Annotated in this window: 15 protein-coding genes and 1 pseudogene; 6 read left to right on the top strand and 10 right to left on the bottom strand. The window is 67.1% G+C overall.

Going from position 1 to position 19,067, the window contains the following annotated elements:
• From WS96_RS33840 to WS96_RS23605, 8 genes are all read right to left on the bottom strand, one after another.
• Positions 1-1,673 (bottom strand): ESPR-type extended signal peptide-containing protein (locus tag WS96_RS33840; protein WP_257128046.1); only part of this gene is annotated, 1,673 nt, incomplete at its 3' end.
• Positions 1,674-2,736: 1,063 nt separating this feature from the next.
• Positions 2,737-3,075 carry a hypothetical protein gene (locus WS96_RS33845; protein ID WP_156443686.1) on the bottom strand — a complete coding sequence of 113 codons (339 nt, stop codon included), beginning with the start codon at positions 3,073-3,075 and terminating at the stop codon, positions 2,737-2,739.
• Between the two features lie 321 nt (positions 3,076-3,396).
• The gene (locus WS96_RS23575; protein ID WP_059835795.1) at positions 3,397-4,299 is read right to left on the bottom strand and encodes a hypothetical protein; all 903 of its coding nucleotides are present in this window, start codon (positions 4,297-4,299) and stop codon (positions 3,397-3,399) included.
• Positions 4,300-4,400: 101 nt separating this feature from the next.
• Complete coding sequence (locus tag WS96_RS23580) at positions 4,401-4,619, bottom strand: hypothetical protein (protein ID WP_006480563.1); 219 nt, start codon at positions 4,617-4,619, stop codon at positions 4,401-4,403.
• Between the two features lie 237 nt (positions 4,620-4,856).
• On the bottom strand, positions 4,857-5,507 hold the full coding sequence (locus WS96_RS23585) for an NADPH-dependent FMN reductase (protein WP_059502143.1): 651 nt from the start codon (positions 5,505-5,507) through the stop codon (positions 4,857-4,859).
• Positions 5,508-5,818: 311 nt separating this feature from the next.
• Positions 5,819-6,124, bottom strand: coding sequence for an NIPSNAP family protein (locus WS96_RS23590; RefSeq protein ID WP_034204170.1), 306 nt, complete (start codon positions 6,122-6,124; stop codon positions 5,819-5,821).
• A gap of 201 nt (positions 6,125-6,325) precedes the next feature.
• Positions 6,326-7,684 (bottom strand): DUF3999 domain-containing protein, encoded by a 1,359-nt coding sequence (locus WS96_RS23600; RefSeq protein ID WP_059835798.1) that lies wholly within the window; start codon positions 7,682-7,684, stop codon positions 6,326-6,328.
• Positions 7,681-10,629, bottom strand: coding sequence for a DUF2339 domain-containing protein (locus WS96_RS23605; protein ID WP_059835800.1), 2,949 nt, complete (start codon positions 10,627-10,629; stop codon positions 7,681-7,683). Before WS96_RS23605 ends, WS96_RS23600 begins: the two co-directional genes overlap by 4 nt.
• Positions 10,630-10,747: 118 nt before the next feature.
• Here WS96_RS23605 and WS96_RS23615 point away from each other — a divergent pair.
• From WS96_RS23615 to WS96_RS23635, 5 genes and pseudogenes are all read left to right on the top strand, one after another.
• A pseudogene (locus tag WS96_RS23615) lies at positions 10,748-12,405 on the top strand (quaternary amine ABC transporter ATP-binding protein).
• Positions 12,398-13,294, top strand: a complete 897-nt coding sequence (gene choW, locus WS96_RS23620) for a choline ABC transporter permease subunit (RefSeq protein WP_059781119.1) — start codon at positions 12,398-12,400, stop codon at positions 13,292-13,294. The pseudogene WS96_RS23615 and the gene choW overlap by 8 nt, the downstream one beginning before the upstream one ends.
• Before the next feature lie 106 nt (positions 13,295-13,400).
• Complete coding sequence (locus WS96_RS23625; RefSeq protein WP_034204175.1) at positions 13,401-14,399, top strand: GlxA family transcriptional regulator; 999 nt, start codon at positions 13,401-13,403, stop codon at positions 14,397-14,399.
• 103 nt (positions 14,400-14,502) lie between these two features.
• On the top strand, positions 14,503-15,450 hold the full coding sequence (locus tag WS96_RS23630) for a choline ABC transporter substrate-binding protein (RefSeq protein ID WP_034204176.1): 948 nt from the start codon (positions 14,503-14,505) through the stop codon (positions 15,448-15,450).
• Between the two features lie 291 nt (positions 15,451-15,741).
• Positions 15,742-16,368 carry a trimeric intracellular cation channel family protein gene (locus WS96_RS23635; protein ID WP_059835804.1) on the top strand — a complete coding sequence of 209 codons (627 nt, stop codon included), beginning with the start codon at positions 15,742-15,744 and terminating at the stop codon, positions 16,366-16,368.
• Between the two features lie 47 nt (positions 16,369-16,415).
• Here the strand turns inward: WS96_RS23635 and WS96_RS23640 are convergent, their stop codons facing one another.
• Positions 16,416-16,841, bottom strand: a complete 426-nt coding sequence (locus tag WS96_RS23640; RefSeq protein ID WP_059835934.1) for a PACE efflux transporter — start codon at positions 16,839-16,841, stop codon at positions 16,416-16,418.
• A 138-nt stretch (positions 16,842-16,979) separates the two neighbouring features.
• Here WS96_RS23640 and WS96_RS23645 point away from each other — a divergent pair, with 138 nt between their 5' ends.
• Positions 16,980-17,924, top strand: a complete 945-nt coding sequence (locus tag WS96_RS23645; protein ID WP_059835806.1) for a LysR substrate-binding domain-containing protein — start codon at positions 16,980-16,982, stop codon at positions 17,922-17,924.
• On the opposite strand, the gene WS96_RS23650 is transcribed toward WS96_RS23645, so the two are convergent.
• Complete coding sequence (locus WS96_RS23650) at positions 17,911-19,059, bottom strand: WD40/YVTN/BNR-like repeat-containing protein (RefSeq protein ID WP_059835808.1); 1,149 nt, start codon at positions 19,057-19,059, stop codon at positions 17,911-17,913. The two genes, WS96_RS23645 and WS96_RS23650, sit on opposite strands and share 14 nt — an antisense overlap.
• Positions 19,060-19,067: the final 8 nt, after the last annotated feature.

Here is a 19,067-nt window from a genome sequence, read left to right on the forward strand (position 1 = left end):
ATGCCGGTGGACAGCGAGTTGATGCCGGTCGAAGTCGAGGTCGACAGAGACGTGATGGAGCTGTTGGCCGACGACAGGCCGGTCGATGTGGACGACGAAAGGGATGTGACCGAGCTGTTAGCCGAGCTGATGCCGGTGGACAGCGAGTTGATGCCGGTCGAAGTCGAGGTCGACAGAGACGTGATGGAGCTGTTGGCCGACGACAGGCCGGTCGATGTGGACGACGAAAGGGATGTGACCGAGCTGTTAGCCGAGCTGATGCCGGTGGACAGCGAGTTGATGCCGGTCGAAGTCGAGGTCGACAGAGACGTGATGGAGCTGTTGGCCGACGACAGGCCGGTCGACGTGGACGACGAAAGGGACGTGACCGAGCTGTTTGCCGAACTGATGCCGGTGGACAGCGAGTTGATGCCGGTCGAAGTCGAGGTCGACAGAGACGTGATGGAGCTGTTGGCCGACGACAGACCGGTCGACGTGGACGACGAAAGGGACGTGACCGAGCTATTTGCCGAACTGATGCCGGTGGACAGCGAGTTGATGCCGGTCGAAGTCGAGGTCGACAGAGACGTGATGGAGCTGTTGGCCGACGACAGACCGGTCGACGTGGACGACGAAAGCGAAGTGACCGAGCTGTTTGCCGAACTGATGCCGGTGGACAGCGAATTGATGCCAGTCGAGGTCGAGGTCGAGAGGGACGAAATCGAGCTGTTAGCCGACGAAAGGCCGGTCGACGTCGAAGTCGACAGGCTGCCGATCGCGCTCGTGGTCGTGCTCATGCCGGTGCTGAGCTGGGCGACGGTGACCGCGTCCTGCGGTGCCGAGCCGTCGGCGACGTTGGTGATACGGCGCAGTGCCGTCGAACTGCCGACGGACACTTCCGACAGCGGTGCGGTGCTGCCGGTCAGGTAACCCGTCCCGCTCGGTGCCGCAGCGCCGGTCACGCTGCCTGCACCGATCGCGACGCTGGACGCGTAGTTGGCCGTGCCGCCGAGTGCCAGGGCGTTGGTGCCGGTTGCCGTCGCGGCATTGCCGATGGCGGATGCGCCGGAGCCGGCCGCGGTGGCCGCCGAACCGAGTGCCGTGCCGTTGGTGCCTGCCGACGTCACGGCCGCGTTCGAGCCGATCGCGATACCCGACGTCGTTGCCGAGTTGACGTTGGAGAAGCGGCCCAAAGCAATAGCGTTGGTGCCGGCTGCAACGGCACCGCCCGAGCCTGAACTGTTGCCGCCGCCGATTGCAATCGAGCTGCTGCCCGACGCCGTGGAGTCGTTGCCAACGGCCGTCGCACCCGTATTCAGCGCCTTCGCGCCCGAGCCGATGCCGATCGCGCTTGCGCCGGTCGCCGTCGTGGCCTGGCCGAAAGCCTGCGAATAGTTGCCCGACGCCGTTGCGTTCGCGCCGATTGCAATCGACGTCGAACCGCTGGCCGTCGTCGTGCTCCCGTTGTTGCCGCCGATCGCGATCGACTGTGCGCCCGTTGCGGAGACGCCGCCCCCGCTATTGCCTGCCACATACTGCGCATGCGCGACGCCCGCCCCAGCGACGAGCACGGCGGCTGCAACGGCCTTCACGACGGCCGACTTGTTCGGCTTGCCCCGTGCCGAATCGTGTTCCGATGCCGCGACCCAGGCGCCAAGGGCTTCGTTCCAGATCGAGCGGTATGTGCGGTTCATGTCCTGCTACCTCCAAATGTGCACGCCACACACCGGTCTCTTTCGTTAGAGGATTACTCCGTGCGCTCGCGCGAATCTCAAAATTGATGGGCGGAGTTTATTGGAGGTGGTTTTTATAGATTGATAAAGAGTGATAAATAGAGGGTTTTGAAAGTTAAAAGATGGTTAATGGGTCATGTTTTGATGCGTCAACGAAGAATGGTTTTGAAGGATGTAAGAATGTGTCGTGTAGGGTTTGAGTTTCTTCGGGCCAAGGCGAAATTCGCTATAAAAATCAATGATTTAAGATATTTTTGTGGAGTGGGCGCTCCAAGCAAACGTCTCAAAAGTAAGACAAATGAAATAGCAAACGTTTGCGGGGTGGCAAATTCTTTCAATTCTGTAATGTAAATTTGGTGGTCGAGGGTTGATGCTTCTTGAATTAAGTTAATTTATTAAATTATATTCTGTAAAAATTTATTTTTGCTTTGATGGATTATCTTTAAATAAATTTAAATAGAAAAATTGCATCGCCGGCTGTGCTGAATTGCGCATTCTGGCCAACGCCAGCGCCCGTCTGACGGGCGTTCCGGGCAGGCGCGGTCGCCGAATTTGTAAAAAAGTGCTACGGTCAATTGACCGGCGCTCAAGCATTCTTATTTCGGATTTGTCCTATTGACAGGATCGGCGTGGAGGCGGAAAGAGAGGCGCTAAACAATCACCGGAAGGCAGCCCGTGGCGGTTTCCTGTCGGACATCGACAGATTGTTGAACGCGTCGTCCCGGGCGCGTCGGCGAGGGCTCCCCAATTGTCAGATCAGGGGGGCGACAATTTGCCCGTGTGCCGGACTAAAAGGGGCGGGTACAACTGTGTCGGGGACGCGACATCCGGGAGGTGGATGCAGGTTGGTGCGAGGGCATGAGCCGTGCGATTGAGTGACTACGCGCTCGAGGCATCGACGCCCGCAAGCAGGACACCTGCTGGCCGAGGCGGAACCACGCGGGTTCGATTCCGTGCCCCCGTTCCGGAAGCACGGGCGATCCTTGCGCTTACATGCCGACGTGCCGAACGAGTGTGGCCGCCGTCACGGTCTCGCCGCGGGCGTACAGTCGATGGCCACGGTGGCGGACGGCCCCTGCGTCGCACTCGATCCGGCCAGCGCGGTCAGCAATCCAGCCTGGTTGGTCAGACACTGAACGTTGACCGTATGCGCATCGATCGGAGTCATCGTGATATTGCGGCCTTGCCACATGAAGACAAGGTTCGTCGACGGGATGTTCAGCGGCGTTGTCGTGCCGGTGGCGGTACATTGGCCACCGGAGGGCGAGCTGCATTGCAAGGAGATGGAGGAGCCGGCGGCGAATGCGGCACCGGCTGCGCTGGCAAGGAAGATTCCGGCCAAGGCATGGGTAATCGATTTCATTTGGAATCCTGAGTAGTTGTGTGTGGGAAACCATACGATCCGGCCGTGCCACGGCGTGACTCACGAACCGTCAGCCCTGTCGCGACGCGTGCGGTGACATTCCCGGTACGGCCAGAGCCGGCCTGTCATCGCGGAACATAACGTACGTTAGCGTGACGACGCATGTCAAGAAAACGCAGTGCCTGAAAAGCGATTCGGTCGTGCCGATAGCGAGTGCCACCCGCAGGACAGCCTTTGCGAACCTCGAGCGTGCCAGTGACGGTGTTCCGCGGACGAGACGATTGCCGATTGCCGGATCCGGCAACCGGCAATCCCACGGTCTTACTTCTTCATGAACCGCAGCGCGAGCCGCGCCATCCGCGGCACGAACATCGGGCGCAGCAGGCGCTCGTCGTAACCGGCCATCCGACGGTCGTTCTCCGCGAGACACAGCTCGATCAGCTCGCGCGGGTTCAGCGCATCGCCGATGTCGGCGGTGCTCGTTGCCGGGAAGTTCGCGTCGTGCGCGACGCCATCGGCGTCGATGCCGCGCGCAATGCCGATGCGCTCGCGGATCAGGTGCACCCAGACGGCCGCGACGCGTACGAAGAACCACGGCCGGCGCCACCACGGCAGGTTGCGCCAGTGCCACGCGAACCAGTTCACGAAGAACAGGATGTGGCGGCCTTCTTCCTGGATCACCGGTTCGAAGGTTTCGACGAGTTCGGGCGGGAAATAGCCGGAGCGCTGCGCGGAACGGAACAGGCCGAACGCGAAGAAGCTGTCGATGCACTCGCTGAAGCCCGTGACCATCCACGACCATTCGGGATCGGTCGGCGCCGGGTAGGGCGGCTCTGGCGCGAGCCGGATGCCGTAAGCTTCGACGAGCTTCGATAGCACGACTTTATGGCGAGCTTCCTCGCCGCCGTCCATCTCGAGCGCGCGGCGCAGCAGCGGATCGTCGACCGTCGCGGCGTAGGTCGCCACGCGGATCGACGCGCGGCCTTCGGTTTGCACGGCGATGTCCCAGATCGGCAGCGACGTGAGCCGCCGGAGTTCGGCCGGCTGGAGCGCCGGCCAGTCGATCACGGCCGGCTTGTACGGGTTGTGTGTGTCGAGCAGCATCCGACAGAACATCTGCTTGTGCGCATCGGAACCGATTCGGACCGGGCCTTGCCTCTCGAAGGTCCAGTTGCGCATCGCGTGATCTGCGGCTGCATGCTCTTCCTGCAGCGTGTCGGTCATGGCTATTGTTATGCGATTACGGATCGAAAGATTCTTGCACAGCTTCCGTCATCGCGTATTTTCGAGCGGCCATGGGCACGCCGGCCCCGCGTGCGTCGCGCTCACGCGTTCGTGTCGACCCAGAGGCGGCCCCAGCGTGACGCGTAGGCGAGGGCGTGTTCTTCCTCGAAGAAGAAATCGATTGCGTCGAACGACACGGAGCGCGGCGACGGCCCGCCGCTTGCGCGTTCGATCGTCAGGTTGGCGGCGAACAGCCCGTTCGGCAACCGGGCGGCAGCGGGAGCGACTTCGTAGCCCTTGTAGCGGATCGTACGGTTCATGGGGTGGCGCGTAAAAAAGTTCGGGCTTTCAGCGTACGAAAACGGGCCGCCTGCGTGAACCAATCTTTCGGCCAATGCAAATGACGCGCGGGGCTGAATCGTTATCGGGGCGGTGCGCGGGAATCGTGCTTTCGGGAGGCGTGGCGGCGCGCCCCGGCACCTCGCCACGCGTCGGAAGAGGCGGCGCACGCCCTCGTCGAATCCTGTCGAACGAGGGCGCGCGGCGGAATGCGGAGGTTACTGGTTGGCGACTTTCAGCACGGGTGCGAGCGCATCGACCGATGCCGCATGCGAGGCCGCACGATGCGACGCGAACGCGAGCGCGAATTCGGCGGCTTGCGCACCGACCGTCTCGAGTTGCGCGACGACCTTCGGATCCGAGCAGCTATCGGCGCTTTCGAAGCGGGTTTCCAGCGTGTTGACGGTGGCGCCGAATGGCGTCGGCCAGCCGCGCAGCGCATGGACGATCGAGCGCAGCGACGTCAGTACGGTGCCGGCCGCCTGCCAGCCGTACGCGGTGACGATCAAACCGACCGCACGGCCGTCGAGATACGGGCGGTCGTCCGCGCGCAGCTCCTCGAGCGTGTCGAGCGCGTTCTTCACGAGACCGGACACGCCGCCGTGATAGCCGGGCGTGGCGATGATGATCGCGTCGGCCTGACGCACGGCGTCGATCAGCTCGCGCTGCGCGTCGGTCAGCGTTTTGTGTTCGGGCGCGTAGTGCGGCAGCGTATGCAGGAACGGGCCGTCGAAGAGGCGCGTGCGCGCGCCGGCGGCTTGCGCACCGCGCAGTGCGAACGACAGCGCGCGTTCGGTGGACGACGCGGCTCGGGTGGTCCCGCCGATGCCGACGACGAACGGGCGGCGGTGTTGATCGAATGCAGTCAAGGGGCGCTCCTCGGGAATGGCTTGCCCGGCTAAGCACAGGCTTAAAACCAGATGGTAACGACCCCGTCGCCACTCTGAAAACGACTTTTCGTTCTATCGATATGCCGCGCGGCGACGGCAAGCGTGTGCGCGGCCCCGCAGATCGATAGCAGAAATGCTTGGTTGGGACGGTGCGCCACGCTCGATAAGATGGGCTCGTCTCCTCCATGATGTCTCTACTGACATGGGTTGGCCCCGCCGCGCGGATGCTGGCGGGGCCTTTTTTCGTTCTCGGCCGGAAAACGGGGTGCGATGCGCAGGGGCGCGGCCCGTTACTCGAACACCGGCCGGAAGAAGCTGCGCTCGTAGCTGACGATGCACCGGGTTTCCTCCGCGTAGCGGAACGCGGCCTGGCAGGCGGGATCGTCCTTCGAGCGTTCGCGGTAGCGCTCGTATTCGGCGAGGCTCGGGAACGAGAACATCGCGAGCGCGATGTTGCTCGCGCCTTCGGACGGCAGGAAGTAGCCGTGATGCGTGCCGCCGAACTGCTCGACGAGCGGAATCCACATCTTGCCGTAGGTTTCGAATTCGTCGAGTTTGTACGGATCGACGACGTAGCGAAGGAAGCAGGTGATCATGGGCGCTCGCGGCGTGGTGACGGAGCGGCGAGTCTGGAGCGCGGGGCGGCATGTGTCAACGGCGGGCGTGCCGGATACGCGCATCATCACGCGCTTTCATCGCACGACGCGCTGCTTGCGCGGGCAACGATCGATGCTTCGCTGCGCTCGCCGCGACGCGCACGAGATGCGCTACCTCCGCCAGCCGCGTTACCGCGGGATCTACTCGTCGCGGCTGCGCGTCTCGCCGCCGCCTTTCGCGAGACGCGATGCGATCGCGCCGAGCACGCCGACCGCGACGATCAGCGCGCCCCACAGCACGTAGCGGCGCCCGGCATCCGCATCGGCCGCCGCCGCCGGCACGACCGCCGATGCCGGCAGCGCCGCGCCGACGCGGGCGGGCCGCACTTCCGGCACCATGCCGACCAGCAGTGCGTCGCGGCTCACGGCCGACGAGACGAGCGACGCGTCGCCGACGCCGAGCGTAAACGGCGGCGTGCCGCGCGCGACGAAGGTCAGCGCGGCCGGATGCCAGCCGAGCGCGACGGCCGGCTGGCCGCCGCCGAGCCCGCCGTTGCGCATGTCGACGACGATTCGCCATGCGCGATCCGTGTTCGCGACGAACGCGAGCGGCGGATTGCGCTGCTCGCCGCCCTTGCCCTGCAGCCGGAACAGCACGGCGGCCGCGACGTCGCGCCACGGCCCCTGCGCATCGGCGCGGCTCTGCAGCGTCGCGCGCGCGACGGTGTTCGGCTGCGGCAGGTCGATGCGCACGCGGTCGACCGGATACGCGCCGTCGGTGTCGAACAGATACTCGCCCGGCGCAGCGCCGGCGCGTATCCGCACGGCGTCGCGCCACTGGCGCGGCACGGACGCCGTGTCGACGCCGCGTGCGTCGCGCGGATGCGTCTCGACGTCGACCGATGCGATCGACGGTGCGCCGTCGGGCCAGTCCAGCCGAAGGTAGCGCGGCGCCGCGCCGTCGAGCGCGATGCGCTCCTGCACCAGCATGTCGTTGCCGCGGCCGACCTTCAGCAACTGCGTGCTGCCGAGCGGCCGCCAGGTGCGAAGGTCGTCGCTGGCTTCGACGGACACACGTCCCTGGTAGCTGTCGTCGCCCACGTGTACGAGCAGCGCGTCGACGCTGCCGTCGGCATGCGACAGATCGACGAGATCCGCGCCGTGCCGGGTGCGCGAAGGCGTCGCGACGGCCGCGCGCAGCGCGCCGTCCGGGCCGACCGTCACGCCGGGCGGCGCGTTGCCGTGTTCGGCGCGCGTGGGCGGCAGCGAGAACCAATGCACCGGCGTGCGGGACGGCGGCACGGCGGGCGCGGCCGCGACGGGTGCGTCGAGCGAGTACGGCACCGGCTCGCCCGCGCCGTTGAAGACGCGCACGTCGCCGAGATCGTCGCGCCGGCTCGCCGCATACACGGGCTGAGGCACGGTGAGCTGGTAATACGCGGCGCTGCCGTCGAGGTCGAGCGCGAAGCGCTGCATGGCGCGTCCGGCGTTCGGTGCGCCGTCGGCCGCCGCGAACGACGCGAGCAGGCTCAGCCCGAGCAGGGCGGCGCGTCGCTTCATGGTCGGCCGTCCTGTTGCGCGGCGGCCTTCGGCGGCAGCGGCGAGAAATAGCCGATCAACAGCAGCAGCACGCCGATGCCGATGAACGACACGATGCGCTCGATGCCGGTGACGTGCGACAGGTCGAACAGGAACAGCTTGACGACCGTGAGCGCGAGCAGCGCGGCGCCGACGAACCACAGCGGTCGCAGCCCGCGGCGCGTGGCCCAGATCGTGATGGCGAGCGCGCAGACCGTCCAGTACACGGACACCGACGCCTGCACGAGCGTCGATTCGGCCATCGCGCCGAATGCGTACGGCACGCCGGCCCAGTGATGCAGCGTGCGCAGCATCAGCACGTTGAACCACAGGAACACGGTCGCGATCGCCAGATAGCCGACGACGCGCGGATGCCACGCGATGCCGAGCGCTTTCAGGCGACGCAGCCACGCGGCGAACGCGACGAAGACGAGACCCTGGGCGACGTCGAGCGGATTGAGCAGCGGCAGCCAGAAGAGCGGCGCCGCGTCGCCGTCGCTCACCGTGGTGGCGAGGCTCCACAGCCACAGCAGCGCGGCGAGCGGCGCGGCCCCCCACACCTGATAGGCGCGCGGGAACGCCGCGACGGGCCAGCGCAGGCGCGAGCCCGGGCCCGACACGAGCAGGAGCAGCGCGCCGAAGCCGTATGCCCATGCGCTCCAGCTCCATGCGCCTTCCGGGACGAACGCGCGCAGGCGCCAGAAACCTTCGAGCGACAGCAGCCCGCCCAGGGTCCAGAACGTCAGCGTATGCAGCGGCGCGAGCAGGCGCGCTGCAACGGAGGGCGTCGCACCGCGCGTGTCGGCGGCGCCGGTCGTGCCGCGCGACTGGCGCCACAGCAGCGCAAGTCCCGCGCCGACGACCACGGGCCACGCGAACGCGCCCATGCCCGACAGCGGCGCTTCGTGCGCATCGAACGCACGCAGCGCGAGCAGCGCCAGCACCGGCGCGAGCGCGAGGGCGGGCCATTCGGCGAGCGGCCACGCGAGCCGCCGGCGCGCGGCGTGCGCGAGCCATGCGGTGCCGGCCGCGAACAGCGCGGTCGTATCGACGACGAAGCGCTCGACATGCAGGTCGACGTGTCGGCTCGCATGGACGAGGATCTCGTGCAGCCCGCCGCTGACCCACCACAGCAGTCCCCACGCGGCGGCCGCGACACCGATCTCGGGCATCCATGCGTGCCAGGCGCGCGCTTCGCCGCGTCCGTGCAGCCACCAGCCGGTGAACAGGCCGGCGAGCGCGATCAGCAGCATCGCGATATACGGGCTGTTGAGCACCGGCAGCGCGGCCGTGTCGGCCGGGCCAAGCAGGCTCGTGAAGAACGCGCCGGCCGCGGCGACCTGCATCAGCAGCCCGAAGCCGAACGGCAGCAGGCGTTTCTGGCGCACGCCGAGCCACACGACGGCCGCGCCTTCGATGGCCCACGCGGCGCTGGTCGTCGGCCCCGAGAACGCGAGCGGCACCGCGAGCGTCGCGAAGATCGCCGCGAGCGCGAGCATCGATTCGAACAGCAGCCCGAGGCGATCGCGGCGCCGCGCGAGCCAGGCGGCCACCGCGACGTAGAACGCCGATAGCGCGACCGCGCTCCATGCGAGCCCGAACGGCATGCCTTTCACGAGCGACGCCTGCAGCGCGGTCGCGACGATCGGCGTGCCGAACACGAGCGTGCCGTCCACATAGTGTCGCAGCGCGAGTTCGCGTTTCACCGCATACAGTAGCGCGATGCCGACATACATCAGGAAGAACAGGACGAGGAACGGCTCGGTGCTCGCGAACAGCGTGGGGCGATAGGCCGTCACGCCCCACGCGGAGCCGATCGTGAACGTGAACACGAAGCCGAGCAGGTTCAGCGGGCGCCAGGCCTTGAACCACGCGATCGCGAAGATGCCTGCGTTCAGCAGTGCGTAGTAGCTGAACAGCGCGACGTGATTGCCCTGGCCGGTCGACAGCAGGATCGGCGCGAGGAAGCCGCCCGCACTGCCCATGAACGCGAGCGGCAGCGCGTTCTGCCGCACTGCGAGGAATGCACTCAGCGCACAGACCGCGACCATCAGCGGGAACGCGGCGCCGACGGGCAGCAACGCATCGAGCCTGGTCGCGGCGAAGATCGTCAGGTACAGGATGCCGATGCCGCCGCCTTGCAGCACGAGGCCGTATGCGGCGCGGCGCGCACGCACGCGCCAGCCGATCGCGAGCAGCGCGGCCGCCGCGAGCGCCGTGCCCGCGAGACGGAATTCGATCGGCAGCATGTCGTTGTCGGCCGCGTACTTGAGCAGGAACGCGACGCCGAAGAACAGCACGACGATCCCGACACGCACGACCGTGTTGCCGCCGAGCAGCCAGTCGCGCGCGGCGCCGAACGCGCGTTCGGCGATGCCGGGTGCGCGCGGCGCGGGCGGAGCGGCAGGCGCGCCGGCGGGGGTGTCGGCGCGAGCGGACGCCGCTGCGGCGCGTGCCGCGGTGGCCGGCGCGGGCGGTGTAGTGGGCGCCGGCGTCGAAGAGGAGGCCGGCGTGTCCGCGCGTGCGGCGGCCGGTCGCGGCGCGGGCGGTGTCGGGAAGGGCGTCGGCAGCGGCGCGGAGGCGGCGTCGGCCGAAGCCGTCGGCGCGATGCCGCCGGATGTCGCCGCGCCGGCCTGCGCGCCCGCCAGCTGAGCGCGCAGCGCGTCGAGTTCGCGCGTGAGCGTGTCGACGGTGGCTTCGAGGCGCGCGACGCGATCGGCGAGCGGTAACGGGGTGGGAGGCGGCGCGGCGGCGGCCCATGCGTCGGGCACGGTGCGCCGGCTCTGCAGCTTGCGTTGCCGCAGCACGTGCCCGACCCAGAACCCGGCGGCGGCCCCGAGCAGCGCGCCGCTCGCGGCCGGGAAATCCCCGATCAAGGCGGCGATGCCGCCCACGACGAAACCGATTACGGCGAATGCCCAGTTCAACGCCTTGCTCCCTCTCACTATCGTTATCGTCCTTCGACCGGAATCGCGCCGGATCGAGGCGGTTTCAGCACGGCCGGCAGGCGAACCGGCATGTGCGCGCCGTGCGGCTGGCGCCCTCGTGCGGAAGGCCCGCGGCAACGTCGCGATCGGCGTGTTTGCGGCGAATGTATCACAGCGTGCCTGCCCGGATTTCCGTGGTTGGCGCGGTATCGCGGCGTGCGCCGTTCGGTGTCGCCAAACGGCTTTTTGCACGGTCATGCTTTTTATCGGCGCATGCGGTGCGCGTTTTCGTCTGAGTAGAGGCGCGTCGGAACGGACGTCAACTTGTCGGAAAGCGACGCGTGCCGAATGCGGCCTGGCGCAAAATCCCATGTGCCGTTCGCCGCGCTGCTGCGCACAAGTCCGAAGGGCGATGCCCGTCGCAGCAGGCCGTGCGCGTATTGCGCCGCCGCAATCGGCCGCGCGGCCCGCCGGACGGGGCTGGCGGCCGTGTCGTATTTGCGCAAGCGTTTGTCGTAATTCGTCGGCAGGCCGGGGTTTTTTCTGGCAACTATGTAGGCACGCTATGACAAGCGCGAGTCCCCGCTACACGAGGAGAAGGTTTCGATGGATGCCCCCAAGGTTGTGGTCGAAGGTCTGTGCAAGGTGTTTGGAAGTAATCCGCAGCAGGCGCTCGACATGCTCGCCGCCGGCGCGACGAAGGACGATGTGCTCAAGCGCACCGGTCAGGTCGTCGGCGTGCACAACGTCTCCTTCGATGTGCAGGAAGGCGAAATTTTCGTGCTGATGGGCCTGTCCGGTTCCGGCAAGTCCACGCTGATCCGCCTCGTGAACCGGCTGGTCGATCCGAGCGCCGGCAAGGTGCTGATCGACGGGCTCGACGTCGCGTCGGCGCGCCGCTCGGCGCTGACCGCGCTGCGCCGCAAGGACATGAGCATGGTGTTCCAGTCGTTCGCGCTGATGCCGCATCGCACCGTGGTGTCGAATGCCGCGTTCGGGCTGGAAGTCGCGGGCATGGGCAAGAAGGAGCGCGAGCGCCGTGCGATGGAAGTGCTCGAGCAGGTCGGCCTCGCACCGTTTTCGCACAAGCTGCCGTCCGAGCTGTCGGGCGGCATGCAGCAGCGCGTCGGCCTTGCCCGCGCGCTGGCCGTGAACCCGTCGCTGATGATCATGGACGAGGCGTTCTCCGCGCTCGATCCGCTCAAGCGCCGCGAAATGCAGGACGTGCTGCTGCAACTGCAGAAGGACCAGCGCCGCACGATCATGTTCGTATCGCACGATCTCGAGGAAGCGCTGCGCATCGGCAACCGCATCGCGATCATGGAAGGCGGCCGCCTCGTGCAGGTCGGCACGCCGCAGGACATCATCGCGAACCCGGCCGACGATTACGTGCGCGCGTTCTTCGACGGCATCGACACCAGCCGCTACCTCACCGCCGGCGACCTGATGCAGACGGGCGCCGTGCCGCTCGTATCGAAGTGCGATGCCGCGAACGTCGCGGCTTCGCTGAACGGCAGCGCCGACTACGCGTTCGTGCTCGATGCCGAACGCAAGATTCGCGGCTTCGTCACGCGCGAGGCGCTCGGTCAGGACACGCCGTCCGTGCGGCCGATCGAAAGCATCCGGCGCGATGCGTCGCTCGAACACGTCGTCGCGCGCGTGGTCGCGAGCCCGAATGCACTGCCCGTCGTCGACGACGACGGCTGTTACTGCGGCTCGGTCGATCGTGCGCTCATCCTGAAGGCCATCACGCGTTCGCGAGGTTCCCATGTCTGAAATGATTCCGCTCGGTACCTGGGTCGACCAGTCCGTTCACTACCTGCTCGACCACGACGCGAAGACGTTCGACGCGATCGGTCGAGCGATCGAAGGGCTCGCGGCATTCGTCGAGCATGGCCTGCAGGCGATCCCGATGTGGCTGATGATGGCGATCTTCATCGGCGTCGGGCTGTGGCGGGTGGGCTGGCGCTTCGCGCTGTTCACCACCGCGTCGCTGCTGCTGATCTTCGCGACCGGCTTCTGGGATCAGACGGTCATCACGCTCGGCCTCACGCTGTCGTCGACGATCATCAGCCTCGTGCTTGGCATCCCGCTCGGCATCTGGGCCGCGAAGAGCAAGTGGGTCGCCGCGATCGTGCGCCCGATCCTCGACCTGATGCAGACGATGCCCGCGTTCGTCTACCTGATTCCGGCCGCGATGCTGTTCGGTCTCGGCCGCGTGCCGGGGATCCTGTCGACGGTGATCTTCGCGATGCCGCCCGCGGTGCGTCTCACGAGCCTCGGCATCCGCCACGTGAACCGCGAGATCGTCGAAGCCGGCCAGGCGTTCGGCTGCACGCCGTGGCAACTGCTGTACAAGGTGCAGTTCCCGAACGCGCTGCCGTCGATCATGCAGGGCGTGAACCAGACGATCATGATGGCGCTGTCGATGGTGATCATCGCGTCGATGGTCGGCGCGGGCGGCCTCGGCAACGACGTGCTCGCGAGTATCCAGCGTCTCGACATCGGCCTCGGTTTCGAAAGCGGTCTGTCGGTCGTGCTGCTCGCGATCATTCTCGACCGCATCACCGAGAGCTTCGGCCGCGCGCCGGGCACCGTGAAGGCGCCGCTGTTCTCGGGCCTCAAGCAGCTCTTTCGCGTGAAGGCCGAGCCCGCGCAGGCCTGATCTCCGGCGGCCGGGCACGCTCCGGCCGCTCCCCCTCGTCGAACACGGCTCCCGCGGCTTGCGCCGCGGGGCTGGCTCCCTGCAACCTCCTCGCCAGGAGACCGATGTGACGTCCGCCGTCGCTGTCGCGCCCGCCGCCTGCGTTTCACCGGTTTCGTCCCTCGCCCATTTCGGCTTCCTGACGCTGCCGAACTTCTCGATGATCGCGTTCTCGAGCGCGGTCGAAGTGCTTCGGATGGCGAACTACGTCGGGCGGGCGGAACACTACAAGTGGTCGATCTACTCGCTCGACGGCGCGCCCGCGCATGCCAGCAACGGCATCGCGGTGCGGCCCACGCAGGCGCTCGACTACGATGACCTGCCCGACGTGATGATCGTGTGCGGCGGCATCCGCATCCGCGACATGGTGGACGAGCGCGCGCGCGATACGCTCGCGGCGCTTGCCGCACGCGGGCTGCCGCTCGGCGGCATCTGCACCGGCGCCTACGCGCTGATGGCGAGCGGGCTGCTCGACGGCTATCGTTGCACCGTGCACTGGGAGAACCTGTCCGCGCTGCATTCCGAATTTCCGCAGGTCGGATTCGCCGACGAATTGTTCGTCGTCGATCGCGACCGGCTGACCTGCACCGGCGGCACCGCGCCGCTCGATCTGATGCTGAACCTCGTCGGCATGCGGTTCGGCCAGCAGCTGGCCGCGCAGGTATCCGAGCAGTTCATCCTGGAGCGCATCCGCAGTTCGACCGATACGCAGCCGATTCCGGTCGATGCGCGGGTCGGTTTCTCGCGCGCGGAGCTGATCGAGGTCGTGCGGCTGATGGAGGCGAACATCGAGGAGCCGCTGTCGCTCGAGGAGCTCGCGCGGCTCGTGCGGCTGTCGCAGCGGCATCTGCAGCGCATGTTCAAGGTGTATCTGAACGTATCGCCGACCCACTATTACCTGACGTTGCGCCTGAAACGCGCACGCGACCTGCTGCGTACGACCGACGCATCGATCGCGCGCGTGACGACGGTCTGCGGCTTTCACTCGCCGTGTCATTTCAGCAAGGCATACCGCGCGCAGTTCGGCCATGCGCCGAGCTACGAGCGCCGGCTGCCGGGGCGCTGAACGGAGCGATCAATCGGTCCGCGACGTCGCCGGGATCGCGGCGTGCGGCTTCAACAAACGATCCCGCATTCAAGCAAACGACATCACTTTGAGGAGAAGCAAGATGAAGCGCCTATTGATCGCAGCGGTGTGCGGGATCGGGATAACCGCGCCGATGTCGGCCGTTTATGCGGCCGATCCGCCCGTTTGCAAGAACGTGCGCTTCGCCGATGTCGGCTGGTCCGACATCGCGGCGACCACGGGCCTCGCGTCGACGATGCTGCAGGGGCTCGGCTACACCCCGACGAAGACGATCGCGTCGGTGCCGATCACGTTCGCGGGGATCAAGAGCAAGCAGATCGACGTGTTCCTCGGCTACTGGTCGCCGACGATGGATCCGATCATCCAGCCGTTCACGAAGGCCGGCACGATCAAGGTGCTCGCGACGCCCAACCTGACCGGCGCGAAATACACGCTCGCGGTGCCCGATTACGTGTATCAGGGCGGCCTGAAGTCGTTCGCGGACATCCAGAAATTCGCGGACAAGCTCAACGGCAAGATCTACGGGATCGAGCCGGGCAACGACGGCAACGCGCTGATCAAGAAGATGATCGACGGCAACCAGTTCGGCCTCGGCAAGTTCAAGCTGGTCGAGTCGAGCGAGGCCGGGATGCTGGTCGAGGTGAACCGCGCGATCCGCGACAAGCAGTGGATCGTGTTCCTCGGCTGGGAACCGCATCCGATGAACGTGCAGATGAAGATCGACTACCTGACCGGCGGCGACGACGTGTTCGGCCCGAACTACGGCGAAGCGAAGGTGCTGACGGCGACGCCGCCCGACTATGCGCAGCGCTGCCCGAACGTCGCAAAGTTCGTGTCGAACCTGCAGTTCACGACGTCGATCGAGAACCACGTGATGGTGCCGATCATGAACAAGCAGGATCCGAACAAGGCCGCCGCCGAATGGCTGAAGGCGAATCCGCAATCGCTCGACAAGTGGCTGGCCGGCGTGACGACGATCGACGGCAAGCCGGGCCTGCCGGCGGTGAAGGCCTACCTCGGCGTGCATTGAGCGCGATGCGTCGGGCTTTGCGGCTTCGGCCCGAAGCCTGACGCGAATGTCGAGCCGGCGCAGGCAGGGCGACCTGCTTGCGCCGGCTTTTTGCCGTGTGCCGCACGCGCGCCGACGGCCGGCGGGCGATGCGCTAGACTGCTCGATCCGCGCTCAGGAGACGGCAATGACCCGCAACCCGCTCGATGCATCCCGGCGGCTACATGCAGCCGGCACGCGGCCGAACGGCGCGACCGCTTCGGTCGACGCAGGCTGCAACCGGACGATCCGCTACTTCGGCCGTTCATTAGCATGAAGCGCATCGGACAAGTCGTGCTCGCCGCCGATCTCGCGGGCACGGCGGTGTTCGCGATCGAAGGCGCCAATGCGGCGATCGGCGCGGGACTCGATCTGTTCGGGGTGATGGTGCTGTCGCTCGTCGTCGCGCTCGGCGGCGGCGTGATTCGCGACCTGCTGATCGGCGCCCGCCCGCCGAGCGCCGTGAGCGACTGGCGTTATCCGGCGCTCGCGTTTGCCGCCGGACTGTTCGCGTTCGTGTTTCATGCACGGGTCGCGTCGTTCTCGCCGTCGCTGCTGACGACGCTCGATGCGGCCGGCCTCGCATTGTTCGCGGTCGCGGGCGCGGTGAAGGCGCTCGAATTCCGCGTCCACCCGTTCATTGCGACGCTGATGGGCGCGGTGACCGGCTGCGGAGGCGGCGTCGTGCGCGATCTGCTGCTCGCGCGGATACCGGTCGTGCTGGTCGCGGATATCTATGCGAGCGCGGCGCTGCTCGGCGCGGTCGTCGTCGTGTCGTGCCGGCGACTCGGTTGCCCGCCCGTCGTCGCGGCCGTGCTCGGCGGCGTCGCGTGCTTTGCGCTGCGGATCGCGGCGGTGCGCTTCGGCTGGCAGTTGCCGAAAATTGCCGCGGGGGCGTAGGGCCGGCGCAAGCCCGCGATTAGCGCGAGCAGGACCCAAGCGCCCGTTCACGACCCCTTCGTCGCCGCCGGCGCGTCGAACACGCGATCGAACGCCCACTGGAACACGAACGCGTAGCAGAAGAAGAACGCGAACAGCCCGATATCGACGACGAACGCATCGAGCCACGAGATGTCGAGCCACCACGACACGACCGGCACGAGGATGAAGATCAGCCCGCCTTCGAATCCGATGGCGTGCAGGATCCGCCGCCCGAGCGTACGCGCCGGTTGCCGCCGCGACGCTTCCCAGCGTTCGAACAGCGCGTTGAAGATCATGTTCCACAGCATCGCGATCGCCGACATCGTCGCCGACAGTGCGCCCGAATAGACGAGGTCCTGCTCGAAGATTGCCGCAATCGCGGGCGAAATGCAGGAAATGGCGATCGCTTCGTAGAGCACCGCCTGCGTGATCCTGCGCGGTAGGCCTTGCACGGGGTTCCTCCGGTTCGACGGCGGCGCCATGCCGCGACGTCCCGCAAGGCTAGCCGCGTTGCGCACCCGCTTCAATTCACCTAATCTCACCCCGATTGAATCGAATTCAACCCGGCCGTATCCGGCCCGCGAGGCTCCGTGTTCTCGAAAATCCCCCTGACCGCTTTGCGTGTATTCGAATCGTCGGCACGGCTGGGCACGTTCAAGGCCGCCGCGGACGAGCTGTCCGTGACGCCGGCTGCCGTGTCGCACCAGATCAAGTCGCTGGAGAGCCGCGTCGGCGTGCTGCTGTTCGAGCGCGGCGCGGGCGGCGTGCGGTTGACCGAAGAAGGCGAGCGGCTGTTCCGCGCGAGTCACGATGCGTTGCTGGCATTGAGCCGCGGGCTCGACGCCGTGCGTCCGGATGCGGCCGACGAGCGCCCGCTCGTGCTGACCACCACGCCGGCCTTTGCGGCGATGTGGCTGATTCCCCGTCTCGGTGCGTTTCGCCGCGTCGATCCGCACCTGCACATCAAGGTCGAAACGGGCAACGCGCTCGTCGATCTCGAACGCGATGCGCGGATCGATCTCGCGATTCGCGCGACGTCGCGCCAGTTTCCCGCGTTGCACGAGATTGCGTTGATCGACGAGTATTTCGGCGCGTATGCGGCCGCCGGCTTCGATGCGGATCGCACCGACGAGCCGCTCGACCTGATCGAGACCGTGTGGGATACGCCGCTGCCCGTGTCGGTCGATTGGACGTCGTGGTGTCGTGCGGCAGGCCGGCAGGCGTGGCTCGAACGCGCGGTGTTTCGCCATTACGACGACGAGCATTACGCATTGCAGGCCGTGCTGCACGGGCAGGGTATCGCGCTGCTCAGTTCGGTGCTGGCCGCCGAGCATGTCGAGCGCGGTGCGTTGATGCCGATCGAGCCCGCGGTGCGGCTCGACGGTGCGCGCTTCGTCGCGCTGTGCCGGCCGGGGCGCGAGCGCGAGCCGCAGGTCAGGCGGTTTCTCGACTGGCTCGAAGCGGAAATCGCACGGACGCGCGATGCGGTGGCGCGGATGGCGCCCGACGCGTCTCGCGCCGCTACCCGAACCTGACGCTATACACCGGCGGCAAATGCGCCGATACCTGTCGCCAATGGTCGCCGCCATCGACGGACGTCCATAACGCGCCCGTCGTCGAGGCCATCGCGAGGCGCGTGCCGGAATCGTCCACCGCGAGCCCATGCCGGTACACGAGGTCGTACGCGGGCGATGCCGGCAACCCATTCGACAGGCTCTCGAAACTGCGGCCGCCGTCGCGCGTGCGCGTGACGACGAACCGGCCGTTCACCGGAATCCGGCATGCGTCCTTCACGGCCGGCACGAACCACGCGGTATCCGGTTCGTGCGGATGCACGGCCACCGCGAAACCGAAGCTCGACGGTTGCGCTTCGATGCGGCGCCAGTGTTCGCCGCCGTCGGTCGAGCGGAAGATCGCGCAGTGATGCTGCGTCCACAGCACGTCCGGATTCGCCGCGCACTGCACGACGCGGTGCGGATCCTGCATGTTCGGCTCGCCGCGTCGCTCGGGCGGCATGTAGTCGGCTTCCATGCCTTCCGCGGTCACGCGCCACGTCGCGCCGCCGTCGGCGGTCTGCCAGACGCCGCCGCACGAGATGCCGACGGCGACGTGTCGGCTGTCGCGCGGGTCGACCATCACCGAATGGATGCCCGGCGCGTCGTACCCGCCGCCGCCCCATTCGGCGCGTTCGGGGCGATCCCACAGCGCGCGGTTGAGTACCCATGAATCGCCGTGGTCGTCGGAGCGGAACAGGCCGCCGGGAATCGTGCCGGCCCACAGTACGCCGGGCTCGTCGGTGCCGCCGGCTTCGAGCGACCAGATCTGCTGAAGCGTCCACGGCGGCTGCGGCGGCCCCGCCGGCTCGTCGTCGGCGTCGCCGCTGCCCGTGTGCGGGTCGGTGCGGGCGGCCGACGCGTCGGCGGGCTGCGGCGGATAAACCGGGGCCGCACATTCCTCCCAGTCGGTGGCGCCTGCGCGCAGCCGGTGCAGCTTCACGCCGAAATGGCCGAGATTGAGCGCCGCATACAGCGTGCCGTCGCGCGGGTCGGCGAGCGCCATGCTGACGGGCTCGCCGATGAAATGCGGTTCGCCGAGCGTCCAGCCGTCGTGACCGTCGGGTTGCAGGACGAACAGGCCCTTGCGGGTGGCGACGAGCAGTCGATCGTTCATGCGATGTC

The organism is Burkholderia sp. MSMB1835, assembly GCF_001526365.1.
Classification (GTDB): domain Bacteria; phylum Pseudomonadota; class Gammaproteobacteria; order Burkholderiales; family Burkholderiaceae; genus Burkholderia.

Bases quoted from the DNA above. Each gene is read 5' to 3' on its own strand.
- WS96_RS33845 (WP_156443686.1), bottom strand. From the start codon at position 3,075: ATGAAATCGATTACCCATGCCTTGGCCGGAATCTTCCTTGCCAGCGCA.
- WS96_RS23575 (WP_059835795.1), bottom strand. From the start codon at position 4,299: ATGACCGACACGCTGCAGGAAGAGCATGCAGCCGCAGATCACGCGATG.
- WS96_RS23580 (WP_006480563.1), bottom strand. From the start codon at position 4,619: ATGAACCGTACGATCCGCTACAAGGGCTACGAAGTCGCTCCCGCTGCC.
- WS96_RS23590 (WP_034204170.1), bottom strand. From the start codon at position 6,124: ATGATCACCTGCTTCCTTCGCTACGTCGTCGATCCGTACAAACTCGAC.
- WS96_RS23600 (WP_059835798.1), bottom strand. From the start codon at position 7,684: ATGAAGCGACGCGCCGCCCTGCTCGGGCTGAGCCTGCTCGCGTCGTTC.
- choW (WP_059781119.1), top strand. From the start codon at position 12,398: ATGTCTGAAATGATTCCGCTCGGTACCTGGGTCGACCAGTCCGTTCAC.
- WS96_RS23630 (WP_034204176.1), top strand. From the start codon at position 14,503: ATGAAGCGCCTATTGATCGCAGCGGTGTGCGGGATCGGGATAACCGCG.
- WS96_RS23635 (WP_059835804.1), top strand. From the start codon at position 15,742: ATGAAGCGCATCGGACAAGTCGTGCTCGCCGCCGATCTCGCGGGCACG.
- WS96_RS23650 (WP_059835808.1), bottom strand. From the start codon at position 19,059: ATGAACGATCGACTGCTCGTCGCCACCCGCAAGGGCCTGTTCGTCCTG.